At 64.8% G+C, this 15,596-nt stretch carries 18 protein-coding genes and 1 pseudogene; 4 read left to right on the top strand and 15 right to left on the bottom strand.

Annotated features, from left to right (window positions below; all coding sequences use genetic code 11):
• From NU1_RS11420 to NU1_RS11430, 4 genes and pseudogenes are all read right to left on the bottom strand, one after another.
• Nucleotides 1-329 (bottom strand): annotated as a pseudogene (locus NU1_RS11420) (DUF6461 domain-containing protein); the annotation flags it as partial.
• A gap of 572 nt (nt 330-901) precedes the next feature.
• Nucleotides 902-1,102: a DUF397 domain-containing protein gene (locus tag NU1_RS11425; protein ID WP_067520152.1), complete on the bottom strand. Its 201-nt coding sequence runs from the start codon at nt 1,100-1,102 to the stop codon at nt 902-904.
• Nucleotides 1,092-1,271 carry a Scr1 family TA system antitoxin-like transcriptional regulator gene (locus NU1_RS43770; RefSeq protein ID WP_307643584.1) on the bottom strand — a complete coding sequence of 60 codons (180 nt, stop codon included), beginning with the start codon at nt 1,269-1,271 and terminating at the stop codon, nt 1,092-1,094. The genes NU1_RS11425 and NU1_RS43770 overlap by 11 nt, the downstream gene beginning before the upstream one ends.
• A complete protein-coding gene (locus tag NU1_RS11430) occupies nt 1,265-2,050 on the bottom strand; it encodes a helix-turn-helix domain-containing protein (RefSeq protein ID WP_281221100.1) in 786 nt (261 codons plus the stop codon). Before NU1_RS11430 ends, NU1_RS43770 begins: the two co-directional genes overlap by 7 nt.
• 147 nt (nt 2,051-2,197) lie before the next feature.
• On the opposite strand from NU1_RS11430, the gene NU1_RS11435 reads away from it, so the two are divergent.
• Nucleotides 2,198-2,581, top strand: a complete 384-nt coding sequence (locus NU1_RS11435; protein ID WP_067520154.1) for a hypothetical protein — start codon at nt 2,198-2,200, stop codon at nt 2,579-2,581.
• A 169-nt stretch (nt 2,582-2,750) separates the two neighbouring features.
• Here NU1_RS11435 and NU1_RS11440 read toward each other — a convergent pair whose 3' ends face one another.
• The 5 genes from NU1_RS11440 to NU1_RS11455 all read right to left on the bottom strand — a co-directional run bounded on the left by NU1_RS11440 (nt 2,751) and on the right by NU1_RS11455 (nt 6,133).
• On the bottom strand, nt 2,751-3,161 hold the full coding sequence (locus NU1_RS11440) for a hypothetical protein (protein WP_067520156.1): 411 nt from the start codon (nt 3,159-3,161) through the stop codon (nt 2,751-2,753).
• Nucleotides 3,162-3,297: 136 nt separating this feature from the next.
• Nucleotides 3,298-4,074 (bottom strand): isocitrate lyase/PEP mutase family protein, encoded by a 777-nt coding sequence (locus NU1_RS11445; protein WP_067520256.1) that lies wholly within the window; start codon nt 4,072-4,074, stop codon nt 3,298-3,300.
• A gap of 54 nt (nt 4,075-4,128) precedes the next feature.
• Nucleotides 4,129-4,293: a hypothetical protein gene (locus NU1_RS41305; RefSeq protein ID WP_169815040.1), complete on the bottom strand. Its 165-nt coding sequence runs from the start codon at nt 4,291-4,293 to the stop codon at nt 4,129-4,131.
• 44 nt (nt 4,294-4,337) lie between these two features.
• Nucleotides 4,338-5,381, bottom strand: a complete 1,044-nt coding sequence (locus NU1_RS11450) for an alpha/beta fold hydrolase (protein ID WP_067520158.1) — start codon at nt 5,379-5,381, stop codon at nt 4,338-4,340.
• A 227-nt stretch (nt 5,382-5,608) separates the two neighbouring features.
• Nucleotides 5,609-6,133, bottom strand: coding sequence for a PadR family transcriptional regulator (locus tag NU1_RS11455; RefSeq protein WP_067520160.1), 525 nt, complete (start codon nt 6,131-6,133; stop codon nt 5,609-5,611).
• A 95-nt stretch (nt 6,134-6,228) separates the two neighbouring features.
• Here NU1_RS11455 and NU1_RS11460 point away from each other — a divergent pair, with 95 nt between their 5' ends.
• A complete protein-coding gene (locus NU1_RS11460) occupies nt 6,229-6,786 on the top strand; it encodes a hypothetical protein (protein WP_067520162.1) in 558 nt (185 codons plus the stop codon).
• Complete coding sequence (locus tag NU1_RS11465; RefSeq protein ID WP_084521197.1) at nt 6,783-8,105, top strand: carotenoid oxygenase family protein; 1,323 nt, start codon at nt 6,783-6,785, stop codon at nt 8,103-8,105. The genes NU1_RS11460 and NU1_RS11465 overlap by 4 nt, the downstream gene beginning before the upstream one ends.
• A 43-nt stretch (nt 8,106-8,148) precedes the next feature.
• Here NU1_RS11465 and NU1_RS11470 read toward each other — a convergent pair whose 3' ends face one another.
• The 5 genes from NU1_RS11470 to NU1_RS11490 form a co-directional block, all read right to left on the bottom strand.
• Nucleotides 8,149-8,904 carry an alpha/beta fold hydrolase gene (locus tag NU1_RS11470; protein ID WP_245720064.1) on the bottom strand — a complete coding sequence of 252 codons (756 nt, stop codon included), beginning with the start codon at nt 8,902-8,904 and terminating at the stop codon, nt 8,149-8,151.
• Nucleotides 8,905-9,075: 171 nt separating this feature from the next.
• On the bottom strand, nt 9,076-9,483 hold the full coding sequence (locus NU1_RS11475) for a VOC family protein (RefSeq protein WP_067520260.1): 408 nt from the start codon (nt 9,481-9,483) through the stop codon (nt 9,076-9,078).
• A 110-nt stretch (nt 9,484-9,593) separates the two neighbouring features.
• The gene (locus NU1_RS11480) at nt 9,594-10,535 is read right to left on the bottom strand and encodes a Gfo/Idh/MocA family protein (protein ID WP_067520166.1); all 942 of its coding nucleotides are present in this window, start codon (nt 10,533-10,535) and stop codon (nt 9,594-9,596) included.
• Between the two features lie 16 nt (nt 10,536-10,551).
• Complete coding sequence (locus NU1_RS11485; protein WP_067520168.1) at nt 10,552-11,364, bottom strand: VOC family protein; 813 nt, start codon at nt 11,362-11,364, stop codon at nt 10,552-10,554.
• A gap of 66 nt (nt 11,365-11,430) precedes the next feature.
• Nucleotides 11,431-13,734 (bottom strand): ATP-binding cassette domain-containing protein, encoded by a 2,304-nt coding sequence (locus NU1_RS11490; RefSeq protein WP_067520170.1) that lies wholly within the window; start codon nt 13,732-13,734, stop codon nt 11,431-11,433.
• A gap of 107 nt (nt 13,735-13,841) precedes the next feature.
• Between NU1_RS11490 and NU1_RS11495 the strand changes: the two genes are divergently transcribed.
• Entirely contained in the window at nt 13,842-14,813 is a 972-nt protein-coding gene (locus tag NU1_RS11495) for a helix-turn-helix transcriptional regulator (protein WP_067520262.1), read from the top strand.
• Nucleotides 14,814-14,927: 114 nt separating this feature from the next.
• Here the strand turns inward: NU1_RS11495 and NU1_RS11500 are convergent, their stop codons facing one another.
• Complete coding sequence (locus NU1_RS11500; protein ID WP_067520172.1) at nt 14,928-15,509, bottom strand: Uma2 family endonuclease; 582 nt, start codon at nt 15,507-15,509, stop codon at nt 14,928-14,930.
• Between the last annotated feature and the right edge of the window lie 87 nt (nt 15,510-15,596).

The raw sequence follows: 15,596 nt of genomic DNA on the forward strand, positions 1-15,596 counted from the left end.
CAGTCTCGCGATAGTTCCCCCAGCGCCTTGCGGTCAGTCATCCACCACCCGCACGGTTCGATGGCCACGCTCCATGCACCGGCCCGAAACACGCCCACGTGACCGCCGCCGTGCACGCCGCCAGTCTTGCCGAGGAACTCGACCATCCTGTCGTTGAGCTCTTCGAAGTCCGACTCCTGGCCGGAGTCGTCGCCGTTGCTGAAGCGGCGCACCACCTCCGATGGGTCCAGGCTTCGGAAGAAACCGACGCTGAAGATCTCGCCCGGGCTCTCGGATGCGTTGAGCCACTGAAATGGGGCCAGAGGATCGGTTGTCACCATATCGGTCATGGTGGCAGACCCCACCGACAACTATTCGATCGTCTGGAATGCCTGATCGACCCACTGTCCTCAGCGCGGACTTCCCGTGGCTCCGTTGACATCCGAGCGGCTCGCCGGGCTGATCCGCGAGGGTCAGCAGATCACCGGACTTGCTACCACTGGCGACCATTCTTGCCGCGCGGTGAGGTGGCCTTCGGCACCGAGCACGCCGGACCGACATCCGGGACCGCCCGAAAGCACTGAACTGCAGCGTACCGCGCTGTTCGTAACGGCCACGCGGACACCCCGAAGATCAACTGAGGCAGGTGGACCTCGAGGTTGGTTCGTAGGTTGGGGCCGCAACCCCGATCTTCGTGCAGAATTTTCCACTGCGAGGCTAGGCAGAAGCGTGCCGCCGGGTGGTACAGCGAAGGCGGACATTGGTCGACGATCGAGTGTCGTCAGCCTCGTGCGCCCGAGGCGCAACTATGCGGTTCGAACCAGCAATCGGGAGGCCAGCCGCTGCTGCCCAGCACCGCGAGCGCTACGTCCCCGAGTCCCCGCCCGCAACTGTCGCCATCCAGGACTGACTACGCCAACGGCTAGGCGATCTCACCGCTCGCCACCTTGGCGGTGAATGCGTCCCACTCGCCGGGGGCGAAGACGAGGGCTGGGCCGGTGGGGTTCTTCGAGTCACGGACGCCCACCGATCCCCCATCAAGGTGTGCGATCTCCACACACTCCTGAGTTCCCCCACTATGGGTGCTCTTGAACCACCGAGCGCCCGAAAAGTCATCGTTCACGGTCGTGCTCCCTTGCCGCCTGGCGTAACAACTCTCGACTGCGATGCTCGTCCAACGCTACGCGCCGCAACACCTCATGCGCCGTACGATACCGCCTGACGATCTCGATTCCATCGAAATACATTGCACCGGTGTAGCTCTCGATGTAGACCACTGTCGGCTCTAGCATCTGCCCATTGGAGTCCGCGGCGAAGTCCAGAATGATGAACGGGCCGGTCTGATCGCCCAGCGGCAGCCCGGAGGCGTAGGGCACACCCGAATGGTGATGTTCGGTTTCGTCCCCACATCGGCGAGATGCCTCAGCTGTGTGGCCATGATTCGCCGATTGCCGATCACACGATGCAAGGCTGACTCGTCGAGAACGATATCGAGGGCAGCGGGCTGCGCTCGGCGTGTGATCATAACTTGCCGACGCATTCGCATCTCGACACGGCGCGTGATCTCGGAATCAGGGTCGTAGAGGTGTACCGACCGGATCAGGGCCCGCGTGTAGTCGGCTGTTTGAACAAGCCCGGGCACCAATTCCTGGAACAAGGTCAGCGTGACCGCCGCCGATTCCAATCCGATGTATACATCGAAATTCGCGGGAATGAGGTCACCGTATTCATGCCACCAGCTCTTCGTATTGCCCCGCTGAGCAAGCCCTCTGAGTGCGGCGGTTTCGGTTTCAGATGCTCCGAGCACCTGACATAGGGCCTCGACGTCCCCTACCCGGATGCGATCGGCCTCGCCGGTCTCCAGGCGCTGCACCGTGGATGCACCGCGCTCGATCCGGCGGGCGACTTCGGCGATGGTCATACCTGACTGCTGACGTAGATCCCGCAGATAGCGGCCGAGCTGACGACGCGGGACCGTAGAGCCTGTTTCGACCATGACGCCCTCCTGAGCGGATGGTGCAACCCTTGTTTTTGGATGACGCGGCCACCAGGTTTGGATGATCGTGCCCATGGATGCGGATACCTTGCTTGGGCTTTGGTTCGATCCTGATGGTTTACCCATTTTAGCTGGTAGAGGGCTCGCGATAGGCGTGTTCTGGTGAGGTGCTGGAACGGAAATCGACTCTGGCACAGACACATTCCAGATCAGGGAGGACACATGTTCAGCAATGCCGCGATGTTCGGCTTGATGGTCTCGCTGTGTTTCGGTGCGCTCTTCGTACGGTCAGCGCTCATCATTCGGGTCGGCAGCGCCGCCCACTACGGCGGCCACAATGCGATAAGTGTCGCCGCGTTGCGACAGCGGCTAGCGGCCGAGTATCAGTCGACTCCGATTGCCGTGCAATTGGATTCACGGCTGTCGGCGTGGTCGCACGACGCGCCTCCGACGTCGCTCGCTCCATCGCAGGCGCACGACGCAATGCAACTCCACCGCGCATGCCGGATGGAGAACTGCGATCGCAAACGAATGGCCTATTGGACTTTGGTGGCGGACGGGCGGATTCGGCCCGATGTGCGAGCCGAACGGACGGCGGAACGATGAATTGGATCAATGACTTCTGCGAGAACGGCAATGTCAACGGGCGGCGGAGGGCGGAGGGGATTCTGAAAATCCACGCTCCGTGCACTCCCCCGTGCCCGAGGGCCCGCGCGGCGGCGAACTTTTTGGCGCGTCAGAGTTCGTCCGACGGGTCGGGGGTCGCCGGTGGCGACTACCCCAGCGACACCACCTTGGCCTGCCCGGAAACAACGGTGTCCTCGTGATCGACCAGCGCGACGCGCACCTGCACGGTCTGCCCCGCCGACAGCGGTGCATCCGCACCGGACGCTCCGGCGAGAACGATTACCGCGGTCTGCTGGGTGCCGTCGCAGGTGACACTGCTCTGTGTGCCGGTGGCCGACGGGCTCTCCGCGTCCGGATCGCCCACCATCGCCTTGATGGCGACCACTCCGGCGGTGGCATCGCAGCTGTAGTCGACACCCACATTGACCGGACCGACGCCGGTGACATCGATGGAGTTGGCGGCGTGAGCGGGGGCAGCGGTGGATGTGACCGCGAAGCCGACCGCCGCGAAGGCGGCGATAATGAGGGCTGAGCGGCGGTTTTTCCGAGAAATTGTCATGGATCTTCGTCCTCCTGCGTTGCGGAAGCGGATCGCCGAACAAGCTCAGAAGAGATCGCGGTGCGTACGCACCGCCTATCCATACTCCCCTACCGCTACCTCATAGCAAAGGACCCCCCGGTACTCGCGGCCGTCGCTATCGCAGACCTGTGAACGTGCCGTGTTCGATGATGTCCGTCGCGACATCGACCCAGCCCGTACCGAGGCGGGCCAACCCGCCGCCCACACTGATACGCCTGGCACCCAGCTCCCGCAGTTCCTCGACCGACAAACGCGTAATCGGACCGCGCGCCAGCACATTCACCGGTCTTCCGACCGAAGCGCACACGGCCCGAACCGATTCCGCATCCGGCAGCCCGGGGGCATACAGCACATCCGCGCCGACGGCCTCGAACGCCTGTAGTCGGGCGATGGTGCCGTCGAGGTCGGTGCGGCCGTAGAGGAAGTTCTCGGCGCGCGCGGTGAGCGTGAACTTGTAGGGCAGTGAGCGTGCCGCCTCGACCGCGGCGGCGATCCGGTACACCGATTCCTCGAAATCGCGGATGGGATTGTCGCGCTCACCCGAGGCGTCCTCGATAGAACCGCCGACCACACCGATTCCCGCGGCCCGACGGATGGTCTCCGCGACCTCCTCCGGCGTTGCACCGTAACCACTTTCGAGGTCGGCGGTGACGGGCAGCGGGGTGGCGGCCACGATCTCCGCCAGATTGTCCAGTGCCTCCGCACGAGTCACCTGGTTCTCGCCATCGGCTCGGCCGAGCGCGGCCGCCAGCGCAGCACTGGAGGTCGCCAGCGCCGGAAAGCCCAAATCCGTGAGGATTCCGGCACTCTCCGCGTCCCAGGAATTGCCAACGACGAAGATGTCTTTCTCGTGCAGCCAGGCCAACAACTCACTCTTCACCGCGCCGTTCATGAAACCCATTGAACACGAGGGCGGACCCGGCGACCGGGACTCGATGCGGACCGGTCAGGCGCGCACGTCGATCAGATCCCGGCGGGCCTCCCGCTGAGCGTAGGCGGCACGCTGTTCGTACTGGCGGTAGTCGAGGTCGGCACCGCCGCCCAGGGAGGACGCGACCCGCAGGGTTGCCCAGATGCCCAGCGGCAGAATGAGGGTGGTCGGCTCGATCATGGTCATCCACTTCTTTGAGGAGTCGGTTTCGAGGGGTGGAAGGGTCAGCGGTCGAGGAATTCGAGGACGGCGGGCCAGGTCGTCGTGGGGGCGTCGGGGCCGACGACCAGGCCCAGATGACCGCCGGTCACCTCCACGAATTGGACTTCCGAAGCGCCGGAGAGAATATCGATTCCACTGCGCACTCCGGCGGCGGGGACGAGCGGGTCGGTACGGCTGCCGATCAGCAGGACGCGGCAGGTGAGTTTGGCCAGTTCGATCGTGAGATCGGAGCGCAAACGGATTGCGCCGCTCGCCAGTTCGTTGCGCATGATCAGACTGCGGTAGATCTGCCAGTACGACCGGCCGGGGTAGCCCGGCATGCTGGCGGTAAAGCGGTCGACGGCGGCCATGCGCGCCAGAGCCTCGGTGTCGTGTGCGTTGCGGGCCAGGAACAGAGGTCGGGACAGTTCACGATCGATGGCCTGTAGCCGGAAGCCGAGACGGACGAACTCCTGCGGGATGCCGCCCATGAGCTTTGTCGCCCAGGCGATCTCGCGCCCGCCGGTGAGCCGACCCGCGAGCCGGATCGGGCCGAGGAACGGCGTATGGCGCTGGTCGAGCGGAGGCGCGAGCGCGGCAATGGACGCGATCGGCAGATCGGCCTGCGCCGCACCGCTCATCATCGCGAGCACACCGCCGAGCGACCAGCCGATGACGTCGACCGGCCGACCGTGCTCGTCGGCCACCTTCCGGATAGCCGTCGGCACGATGTCATGCGTCCAATCCTCCAGCCCGAGACCACGATCCGCCGAGGTGAACTCGCCGTAGTCGATGACATAGGGCTGCTTGCCGTGCTCGATCAGGTACCGCACCAGACTCTGCCCCGGCCGCAGATCGAAGCAGGTGGGCGTCACCGCGAGCGGTGGCACGAACAGCACGGGATTTCCACTACCGGGCGTCGACCGGTCATAGCGCCGCAGGTGCGCGTGCGGCCGACGGTAGACGGTGCTGTCCGGAGCCGGTCGCGGCGGTTCGATGCCGTCACCGAACGACACCGACCACAGATTGCGTACGGCGCGCGGCAAGCGAGCCACGTTCGCGACCACCGGAACTCCTTCTACACAGCGCGGATGATCGAAGAACGATCGATTGTTAGCGATACTATTCGTAACATGTATATCACCACACACTCGGTGCGCGAGGGCACCTCGGGTTACGCGAGTCCGACAGGGGGCAATCACGCCGGTGACTCGCACGCCCCGCCGCGACAGAACCGATCCGGAGCACCGCAGGCGACGACACTGAGCGCGTGACATGAGGTTGCGGCAGGGCGCTAGGTATTGCGCTCCGGAATCTGTTCGATCGCCCATTGCGCCCATTCCTGGTTCATGGCATACACGCGCTCGCCCCATTCCATGGCAATGTGGCCATAGATGGACAGATCGCTGTCATCCCAGTCGATACTCGTCTTCAGGCTTTCCAGATCCTTGAGAGCTCGTGCACTTCGGGCCTCGATATCGGCCAGGTATTTACGGGCCTCGGCCGCGCTGACGGCACCGAGAAAGAACACGCGCAGCACTGTTTCGTTGCGCGCCACCCGTTTCGGCGTGGTCTCGGTCAACCATTGGCGCAGCTGCGCCAGGCCGTCATCGGTAATGCGGTATTCCTTGCGGCCGCGCGCACCCGCGTCCGATACCGCGATCAGGCCGCCATCGGCGAGTTTGGCGAGTTCGGTATAGATCTGACTCTGCGTGGCGGGCCATACCTCCGCCAGGGAGCTCTTGAATCGCCGCAGCAGGTCGTATCCGCTCGCGGGTTCGTCGGCCAGCAGGCCGAGCAGGGCGTACCTGAGGCTCATTCGGCCATCCTACCTTCCACTATTGACATGTCGAAACCTCAGGTTCTACATTCGACATGTCTGAATAGGAATGTTATCCCGAGGAGCCCGCGACGATGTCCTACTTGCGCACCTTCGCCCCCTGGATCGCCTATGCGGTGGTGCCCTCCCAGCATTGGAAGTGGGCTGCACTCATCGCCTTCGGCATCTCGGCCGCCACCCTCGCCCGTCAGACTCGCGCAGGCCAGGCGCTGGACGCGCAGATCATCGATATCGGTTCCGCGGTCTTCTTCGCGGCGCTCACCGTGCTCGCCTTCGCCGATCCGAACACCCCGTTACACCCGTACTCACCCGCACTGTCCTCGGGGGTGCTGGCTTTGATCGCGGGAACCTCACTGGCACTGCGGAATCCGTTCACCCTGCCCATCGCCAAGCGGAACACCCCGCCCGAGCTGTGGGATCATCCGGGCTTCATTCGCGCCAGCTACATCATTACCTGGGTCTGGACCGCGAGTTTCTCGATCGGCGCGGCGGTGCTCACCGCGCTGGCGCACTCCTCCACCGGGCTGCGTACGACCGCGCAGATCACGGCCTTCGCTATCCCGGTCGCCTTTACCATCACATACGTGGCCCAAATGCGGGCCATAGCTCAGAATCTGGTGAATCCGTCATGACCATGTCCCCGCCGCACCTGGCCGGAAACTACGCACCCGTCCCGAATGAGATGACCGCCCAGGACCTTTCGGTCACCGGCCGCATTCCGGCGGAACTGTCCGGCTGGTACCTGCGCAATGGCCCCAACCCGCACGACGCCGCGTCCAGCCACTGGTTCCTCGGCGACGGCATGGTGCACGGCGTCCGGCTGGAGCGCGGCCGCGCTGTCTCCTACCGCAACCGCTGGGTGCGGACCACCACCTTCACCGACGGGGCGCGCGGATACCAGAGCGACGGCACTCGCGACCTGACGGCGGGTGTGGCGAACACCCATGTCGTCCGGCACGCCGGGCATACGCTCGCACTGGTCGAATCCTCCTACCCGTACGAACTGACGGCAGAACTCGACACCATCGGCCCGTACGACTTCGACGGCGCGCTGCGAACGGCCATGACCGCGCACCCGAAAACCTGCCCGCGCACCGGCGAACTGCATTTCTTCGGCTACGACGTGGTGCAGCCACCGTTTCTCACCTATCACCGCGCCGACGCCGCGGGCGAACTCCTTCTGAGCCGCCCGATCGACGTACCCGCCGCCACCATGCACCACGACTTCGCCCTCACCGCCGACCACGTCGTATTCATGGATCTGCCAGTCGTCTTCGATCTGGAAGTCGCGATGTCCGGTGGTGGTATGCCCTTCCGGTGGAGTGACGACCATCAGGCCCGCCTGGGTGTCCTACGCCGAGACGACCCGCACGGCGCGATCGCCTGGTTCCCCATTGCCCCCTGCTACGTTTTCCACTCCCTCAACGCCTACGACGAACCCGGCCGAATCATCCTGCACGTCATGCGCTATCCCGACCTGTGGCGCACCGGCTCCGACATCATCCCCGGGGCAACCCTGTGGCGCTGGACCATCGACCTGACCACCGGCGCCGTGCGCGAGGACCAGCTCGACGACCGCTTCGCCGAATTCCCCCGCATCGACGACCGCCTGACCGGCCTGGATTCGCGTTTCGGTCATGCGACCGTATCCGGAGATTCGCAACCGAACGGAGGGGGCGGCGCACTCGTCCGCTACGACCTGCATACCGGCGGCCGGACCACCCACGACTTCGGCGCGGGTCGGGTCCCCGCCGAGGCGGTCTTCGCACCTGCCAATGAAAACCCCGGCGGCGAAGGCTATCTGATGACTTATGTCTACGACGCCGCCTCCGACGGCAGCGACCTAGTCATTCTCGACGCCACCGATCTGGCCGCGAAACCCCTTGCCACCGTGCACCTCCCGCGCCGCGTCCCCTTCGGGTTCCACGGCAGCTGGCTACCCGACCACTGACGATTGGTCGCACGGAGCGGCGGTGTCCACGGCGGATAGCGATTCACGCCGACGCGAGGAACCGCTCCAATCGAGCCGCGAAACCAGGGGCGGCCGGGACGAAATGCCCCGCACCGGGAACTATTGCGCGCTCCGCATCCAGAACATCGGCGAGCGCGTCACAGATTCGCTCCAGCGCGGGCAGGTGCCCGCCCGACGCAACCAGAGCAGGAACCCCCTTGGCGCGCAACACTTCCAGCTGTGGTAACGCCTCCCCCGGCAGCCGACCGCCGTGCGCGCGGCGGACCGCCGCCACAGCCGCATCCGGTAAGGGCTGTCCGTCCGGCACCGGCACCCCTGAGAGGGAGAGGAATTCACGCAATTCCGCGGCGTCGATAGCGAGGCCGTCGGTGAGCACCGCGTCACCGAGTTGCCGCAGGCGGATCACATCGGGGTCGTCCGGTGCCACGAAGTACAGCGGCGGTTCGATGATCGTCAGTGAGTGGACGCTGTCGGGGCGGCGGGAAGCGGCGACCAGCACCCCGAGCGTCCCGTAGGAGTGGGCGACCACGTGCGGCCGACTGTCACCGAAAACCACCGCGAGATCATCGGCATCCACCTCGAAATCCTGCCGTCCGCCCACAGGCGGTGGGCTCGGCGGAAATCCACGCCTATGCACGGACGCGAGCGTCCACCGCGCCCGCAGCGATTCCAACCCGGCCCACGTGGTCCGCGGCCCCGCCCCGCCGTGCACCAGAACAACGTCCGGTCCGGTGCCCTCCCGAATCACCGTGACCGCCGCCCTCATCGGAACGTTCACTCGCATACCCCTTCGCAACCCGGTGACACCAGTTCCTTGGCCAACCAAGCGTCCGCCAAACCCACAGCGTTCGCCACCCGAGTTCGACACCACGCCAGGTGATTCAGTCGCAGCAATTCAAGTCGACCGCGGGCAGCACGGTGCACTCAACGGCTGTTGTCACCGCCGAAATCAGTATTTACCGACGAGTTCGCTGTTGCGACGGGAGGCGGCGTCGTTGCCGCCGATGACGTAGCCGTCGGGATCGGTGATGTAGAACTCGCGGGTACCGGTGTGGTCGGTGGCGCTGTCCCGCACGACCGTCGCGTTGGCCGCGAAGTCGCGGTAGGTGTCGTCATAGTCCTCGACCGAGAGGTAGAACATGCCGGAGAACCCGGTGGGCTGGTCGGCGAGGTTGGGCAGCCAGGTGTCGAGCTGGGCGCGACGGTAGAGCATTGCGCAGAGTTCACCTTTGTACAGCAGCATGTGGATGTCGTCGGTATCGGTCGCCATCTGGCTGTCGACGGTGAATCCGAGCTTTTCATAGAACGCTGCACTGGCGGCCGTGTCGGTCACCGCGATGCAGGGGATGAACGCCATGATGATCTCCTTTGCGATTCTGGTCGACATTCAGGTTTGGAGGTCAGTGTTTGCCGGTGCCGAGTTGGTCGATGGCGACGACGTCATCTTCATCGAGGGTGACGGCGGGTTCATCGGGGCTCCTGCTGGATTGCGGCGTGGATATCGAGGGTGAGCGCCAGCGTGTCGAGCACGCTCGACGGCGCGATCTCGTTCTCGGTCTCCCCACGCAGGCAGGTCAGGACATGGTCGATCATCGCGGCGTAATTCTGGGGACCCTCAGCCTTCAGGGTGCGAGTTCCGGAGCCGCTGTATTCGATGACCGCCGAATCCGCATCCCGGCCGTCACCGAAGCGGTGTTCGAGGACGCCGTCGGTGAAGGTGGCGCGGAAACCGCCTCGGGAGCCGTACGGGTCGGGCATCAGTGAGCTCGCGCTCACCCTCGCGACCGCGTTCGGGTAGGTAAGGGTTACGTAGGCGGCCGAACCACGTTGTGCGCCAGCTGTTCCGATAGCCGACACGGTTTCGGGAACACCGAGGACACGGGTGAGCACATCGAGATCGCCGTGCATGGCATCGAGCGCGATGGAATCCAACCCGAGGTCATAGCCCGGCCAGAGCAGCGCGGTGCGCAGCTCGAGCTCGAGCTCCAGCAGTCGGCCGTAGGTACCCGAGCGCGTCGCCTCGAACAGGATTCGGTTGACCGGGCTGAAACGATCGAACATGTCGACGAATACCTGCCGATCACTGGCCGCGGCCGCGTCGGCCACGCGCCGCGCATCGGCCATGGACAAGGCCAGTGGCAGTTCGCACAGGACGTGTTTGCCCGCGGCCAGGCCGCGCTGCACGTGCTCGGCGTGCAGCGCGGTCGGCAGGCAGATATCGATCAGGTCGATCGTGGGATCGTCGTAGAGGCTGTCGAGGTCGGTGGAGGTCGCGAAGCCGTAGCTGTCGTGGATGCGTTCCAATGCCGCCGGGGTGCGGCCGAATACGATGACCTCGACGTCGTCGCGGCTGGCGAATACCGCGGCGTGGGCTTGTCCGAATCCGGTACCGAGCAGGGCGATTTTCATGACGGCCGTCTTCCTGTCAGGACTGGGTGGGCATGGAGAACAGGCCGAACCGATTACCGTTCGGGTCGACGATCCGCGAGTAAACCAGGCCGTCCGGGTTGCTGTCGGGACCGAATTCGATGACCGCACCGAGGTTTTCGGCGCTCTTGGACTGTGCGGCGACGTCGCCGGAGAGGAAGCTCGGCATCACGTAGTCCGTCCCCTGCGCACCGTGGTCGTACATGCCGCCCGAGGGCCACTGATTGCCGGTGAAGACGTTGTAATAGGGCTTGCCGCCTGCGGTCTCATCGCGTTCGAATCGCCAGCCGAATGCCTGGCTGTAGAACGCGCGGGTAGCGTCGGCATCGGTGGTCCCGATCTCGAACCACGCGAACGACCCCTGGGACGGCGCGTAGGACGACTGCTCGAAGTGCTCCTCGGTCGCCTTCGCGCGATCCTTCAAGTCCTCGTTGCTGGTGCGGGAGAACAGCGAGAACGGATTGCCCTGCGGGTCGGCGAGCACGGCGAACCAGGTGACATCGGCGACCTGGGTAGCGGGCACCAGTACCGTGGCCCCGGCCTCGCATAACCGGTCGACGTCGGCGGAGACATCTTCGGAGAACACCGACACATTGATTTGCTCACCGCCGGAACCACTCTCGCTGATGGCGCCCATTGGCCATGGCGCCTCCGGCGCCATGATGCGGATGTAGCGGCGTCCATCGACAGAGGAATCCGGGTCGACTTCGAAATTCCAGCCCAGCAGTTCGCCGTAGAACTTTTCGGCGGTGGACGCTTCGCGGGTGCCGATTTCGAACCAGACAACCTGTCCGGGTGCCATGAAACTCATTGTTTCTCCTTACGTTGCGGTGGTACATAGCCAATCTAAAGAGCTAGTAGGACACTGAAAGTCCTATTAGTATCGTGCGAGGGAAATGACTCGCAGATCACGTCGCAGGTGTTCAGCGGTGCAGGACATCTCGGAATTCATGAGCTGCGCGGGGGTGCCCTGGAAGACGATGCGCCCGCCGTGGCGGCCGCCGTCGGGGCCGAGGTCGATGATGTGATCGGCGTGTTCGACGACGTCGAGGTCGTGTTCGATGACCAGGACGGTGTTTCCGGCGTCGACGAGGCCGTCGAGCAGGGCGAGCAGGGTTTGGATATCGGAGATGTGCAGGCCGGTGGTGGGCTCGTCGAGGATATAGATCCCGCCGGATTTGCCGAGTTCCCCGGCCAGTTTCAGGCGTTGGCGTTCACCACCGGACAGGGTCGACAGGGGTTGTCCGAGCGTGAGGTAGCCCAGGCCCACCTCGACAAGCGAGCCGATCTTGCGTCGGACTCCACGATCGGTGAAGAAGTCCGCGGCCTCCTCGGCGGTCAGGGCGAGGACCTCGACAATGTTCTTGCCGCCCAAGGTGTATCGCAGGACTTCGGGGTCGTAGCGGGTGCCGGAGCAGCGTTCGCAGACGGTGGTGACGGGGTCCATGAAGGCCATATCGGCGGTCACCTCGCCGCGGCCGCCGCAGTCACGGCAGGCCCCGGTGCTGTTGAAGCTGAACAATCCCGGCTCGACGGCGTTGGCGGTGGCGAAGGCCTTGCGGATGCCGTCCATGACGCCGAGGTGGGTGACCGGTGTCGAGCGCGGTGCCGAGCCCAGACCACGCTGGTCGACGACGATCGCTTCCGGATGCTGGGCGGTGAATACCTGCGACACCAGGCTCGACTTGCCCGAGCCGGCGACGCCGGTGAATACGGTCAGTACTCCGGTCGGGATGTCGACGCTCACATCGCGCAGGTTGTGCAGGTTCGCGTGCTCGATGCGCAGCCATCCGGTGGGGACGCGGAAATCATCCTTCAGTCGCGGATGCCGCCGCAGTGCCCGGCCGGTGGGTGTGCCGCTGGACCGTAGCCCGGAATAGTCTCCGGCGTAGACGATTTCACCGCCGTGCACACCGGCGGCCGGGCCCATGTCGATAATGTGGTCGGCGATGGCGATGACATCGCGGTCGTGTTCGACCACCAGTACGGTGTTGCCTTTGTCGCGCAGTCGCCGCAGCAGGGTGTTCATGCGGCCGACGTCGCGGGGATGCAGTCCGACGCTGGGTTCGTCGAAAATGTAGGTCATACCGGTGAGCGAGGAGCCCAGGTACCGGACCATCTTCAGTCGCTGCGATTCACCACCGGACAGGGTCGGGGTTTCGCGGCCGAGGCTGAGATAGCCGAGACCGATCTCGTCGAGACGACGCAATCCGGCAATCGCCTGGGTCGCCAACGGTGTACCGAGCTGGTGGTCGATCTTGCCGAGCACTTCGATGAGTTCGGTGACCTCCATCGCGGCATAGTCGGCGATGGTGTGACCGGTGATCTTCGTTTTCAATGCCGCCTGGTTCAGCCGCGCCCCACCACACAGTGGGCACAAACCCTGGGTGATGAACTGTTCCACCGCGCGGCGGGTGCGCGCCGACAAACTCGACAGGTCACGGTTGAGATAGAGGCGGGTGAATTTGTCGACCAGGCCCTCATAACCGATCTGCGTGGACCCCATCGCGACTTCGACAGGCTGATCCGGCCCGTCGATCAGGTTCTTCCACTCGCTTTTCGTGTACCGCGACAGTGGCTGGTCCAGATCGAACAGCCCCGATCGCGCGAACATCTGCCACTGCACACCGCCGACATTGAACAGCGGAAACCGCAGCGCTCCCTGGTTGAGTGAGCGCGAGGTATCGACCATCGCGTCCACGTCGACGGTGGTCGCGCGGCCCAGGCCATCGCAGCGGGGGCAGGCGCCCTCGGGGGTGTTGAACGAATAGACTGTGGCCATCCCCGCCGACGGCGTCCCGGCGCGGGAGAACAGCAACCGGATGATCGAATAGATATCGGTGGCGGTGCCCACCGTCGAGCGCGCATTGCCGCCGATCGGTTTCTGATCCACGACCACCGTGGTGGTCAGGTCGTCGATGCTGTCAGCATCGGGTTTCTCATAGCGCGGCAGCCGGTTACGTACGAACGTCGGGTAGGTCTCGTTGAGCTGGCGTTGGGATTCCACTGCGATGGTGGAGAACACCAATGAGGATTTACCCGAGCCGGACACGCCGGTGAAGACCGTGATCGCGTTCTTGGGAATCCGGATCGAGACGTTCTTCAGATTGTGCTCGCGGGCGCCCTCGATGGTGATCCAGTCGCGGTGACCGGCGCCGGATGCGGTGGTGCGGGTCGTCATACGTTCTCCCTCCGGCAGGGTGACTGCCTGGTTCGGGTGGGTCGTATCGCGACGCTAAACCTCTAGTAGGTCACTCGATGACCTATTGGTGGCGGAGAATGGCAACCATGCGTGATCCATCGGGCCGGCTGCTGCGGCTGCTGTCGTTGCTCCAGTCCCCGCGTGAATGGACCGGGGTCGAGCTGGCCGAACGCCTCGGGGTTACTCCCCGCACGATTCGCCGCGACGTCGACCGCCTCCGCGAGCTCGGCTACCCCGTCGACGCCACCCACGGCAATATCGGCGGTTACCGGCTCACCGCGGGCACCGCCATGCCGCCACTACTGCTCGACGACGACGAAGCCCTCGCCATCGCGATCGGGCTGCGCACCGGCGCGACGGCCGCCGTCACCGGCATCGAAGACGCGTCACTGCGGGCGCTGGCCAAACTCGAACAGGTCCTGCCCAGTCGACTGCGGCACCGCCTGACCGCCCTGTCCGAGGCCACCGTCGTCCCACCGGCCGGTGCGGGACCGTCCGCCGATCCCGAGATCCTGGCTGTGCTCGGCGCTACGTGTCTCGTCCATGAAAAGGTCCGATTCACCTACGCCAAGCCCGGTTCCGAACAGAGCAAACGTTTCGTCGAGCCGCACCGGCTGGTCGCCGCGGGCCGCCGCTGGTATCTCATCGCCTACGACAGCGACCGCGGCGACTGGCGCACCTTCCGCCTCGACCGCATCACCGAGGTCCACCGCACCGGCCTACGGGTTCCCGCCAGGGAACTACCCGACGGCGTCGACGCGGCCACCTGGCTCACGAGATCCTTGATCGCTCACTCCGGCTCAATCCGTGCCCGAGTCGTGCTGCATCAGTCCGTCGAGGAAGCCGCCGCCCACGTCCCTGCCCGCAACGGCATCCTCGAACCCCTCGACGCCGACACCTGCGTCCTGACCACCTACCCCGACACCCCTGAATACCTCGCCCGCGCCATCACCCTGTTACCCATCGATTACACGGTGCAGGGCCCACCCGAGGTCATCACCGCCCTGCGTACCATCACCGACCGCGCCACCAAAGGCATTGGCCCGCAACGTCTATAGTCGCCCTGCGCCGCAATTGGATCACGTCGGGTCGTCGGGTGCCACGATGTGCAGCGGTGGACTCGCCCCGCCGTGCACCAGAGCCGCTGCGAGGCGTTCACCGAATCTCGATGGTCAGCGCACCCAATCTTTCAGCGGTTCGGTATCCAGGGTGACACCTACCGGGTCAGGGAGTTGCACGGTGGCGCCGAACGGCACCGCCACTGTTCGTTCGTACGTACCTTCCCTGGGTTCGCTGTAGACGGTCACCGTGCACGAATCACGGTCTATCAGCAGATAGGCGGGGATGCCTGTATCGGCATACGCTCGGGGCTTTTCCTGCCGGTCACGACGCTCGGTGTCCTGGTCGGCGGAGGTCACCTCGACCACGAGCAGAACCGAGCCGGGGTCCGCCCATTCTCCTTGGCCGACAAAGGCATCGGCATCAGCCAGGACGCCGTCCGGCCGAGCTCGGCCCTTCCGATATCGGTCTACCTGGAGCCCTTGCTCCGGACTCAGGAATAGATCGGGACGAAGATTCACGAAGATGCGGATGAGCCACTGGATTATTCGATTGTGGTCCCCGTCCGGCACCGCCTTCGCCCCCAGCTTCCCGTCGATGTACTCGAGTCGGACACCTTCCGCAATACGATCGGCCGCTTGGGCGAGTTCCTCGAACTCTTCGATCGTCATGAGTGACTCATGCACGGCGGTCATGTCCTCACGGTAGGGGTCACTGCGGCGGGACGCGGGGCAAACAAGCGGACAGGAATAGATTATCGCTGGTGACCAGGCGAGTCGCAT

The organism is Nocardia uniformis NBRC 13702, assembly GCF_001613345.1.
GTDB lineage: Bacteria > Actinomycetota > Actinomycetes > Mycobacteriales > Mycobacteriaceae > Nocardia > Nocardia uniformis.

Excerpts from the sequence above, each read along its gene's own strand:
- NU1_RS11465 (WP_084521197.1), top strand. The coding sequence starts at position 6,783 with ATGACCATGTCCCCGCCGCACCTGGCCGGAAACTACGCACCCGTCCCG.
- NU1_RS11455 (WP_067520160.1), bottom strand. The coding sequence starts at position 6,133 with ATGAGCCTCAGGTACGCCCTGCTCGGCCTGCTGGCCGACGAACCCGCG.
- NU1_RS11430 (WP_281221100.1), bottom strand. The coding sequence starts at position 2,050 with ATGGGCACGATCATCCAAACCTGGTGGCCGCGTCATCCAAAAACAAGG.
- NU1_RS11475 (WP_067520260.1), bottom strand. The coding sequence starts at position 9,483 with ATGGCGTTCATCCCCTGCATCGCGGTGACCGACACGGCCGCCAGTGCA.
- NU1_RS11485 (WP_067520168.1), bottom strand. The coding sequence starts at position 11,364 with ATGAGTTTCATGGCACCCGGACAGGTTGTCTGGTTCGAAATCGGCACC.
- NU1_RS11440 (WP_067520156.1), bottom strand. The coding sequence starts at position 3,161 with ATGACAATTTCTCGGAAAAACCGCCGCTCAGCCCTCATTATCGCCGCC.
- NU1_RS41305 (WP_169815040.1), bottom strand. The coding sequence starts at position 4,293 with ATGATCGAGCCGACCACCCTCATTCTGCCGCTGGGCATCTGGGCAACC.
- NU1_RS43770 (WP_307643584.1), bottom strand. The coding sequence starts at position 1,271 with ATGCTAGAGCCGACAGTGGTCTACATCGAGAGCTACACCGGTGCAATG.
- NU1_RS11500 (WP_067520172.1), bottom strand. The coding sequence starts at position 15,509 with ATGACCGCCGTGCATGAGTCACTCATGACGATCGAAGAGTTCGAGGAA.
- NU1_RS11460 (WP_067520162.1), top strand. The coding sequence starts at position 6,229 with ATGTCCTACTTGCGCACCTTCGCCCCCTGGATCGCCTATGCGGTGGTG.
- NU1_RS11480 (WP_067520166.1), bottom strand. The coding sequence starts at position 10,535 with ATGAAAATCGCCCTGCTCGGTACCGGATTCGGACAAGCCCACGCCGCG.
- NU1_RS11495 (WP_067520262.1), top strand. The coding sequence starts at position 13,842 with ATGCGTGATCCATCGGGCCGGCTGCTGCGGCTGCTGTCGTTGCTCCAG.
- NU1_RS11435 (WP_067520154.1), top strand. The coding sequence starts at position 2,198 with ATGTTCAGCAATGCCGCGATGTTCGGCTTGATGGTCTCGCTGTGTTTC.
- NU1_RS11490 (WP_067520170.1), bottom strand. The coding sequence starts at position 13,734 with ATGACGACCCGCACCACCGCATCCGGCGCCGGTCACCGCGACTGGATC.
- NU1_RS11445 (WP_067520256.1), bottom strand. The coding sequence starts at position 4,074 with ATGAACGGCGCGGTGAAGAGTGAGTTGTTGGCCTGGCTGCACGAGAAA.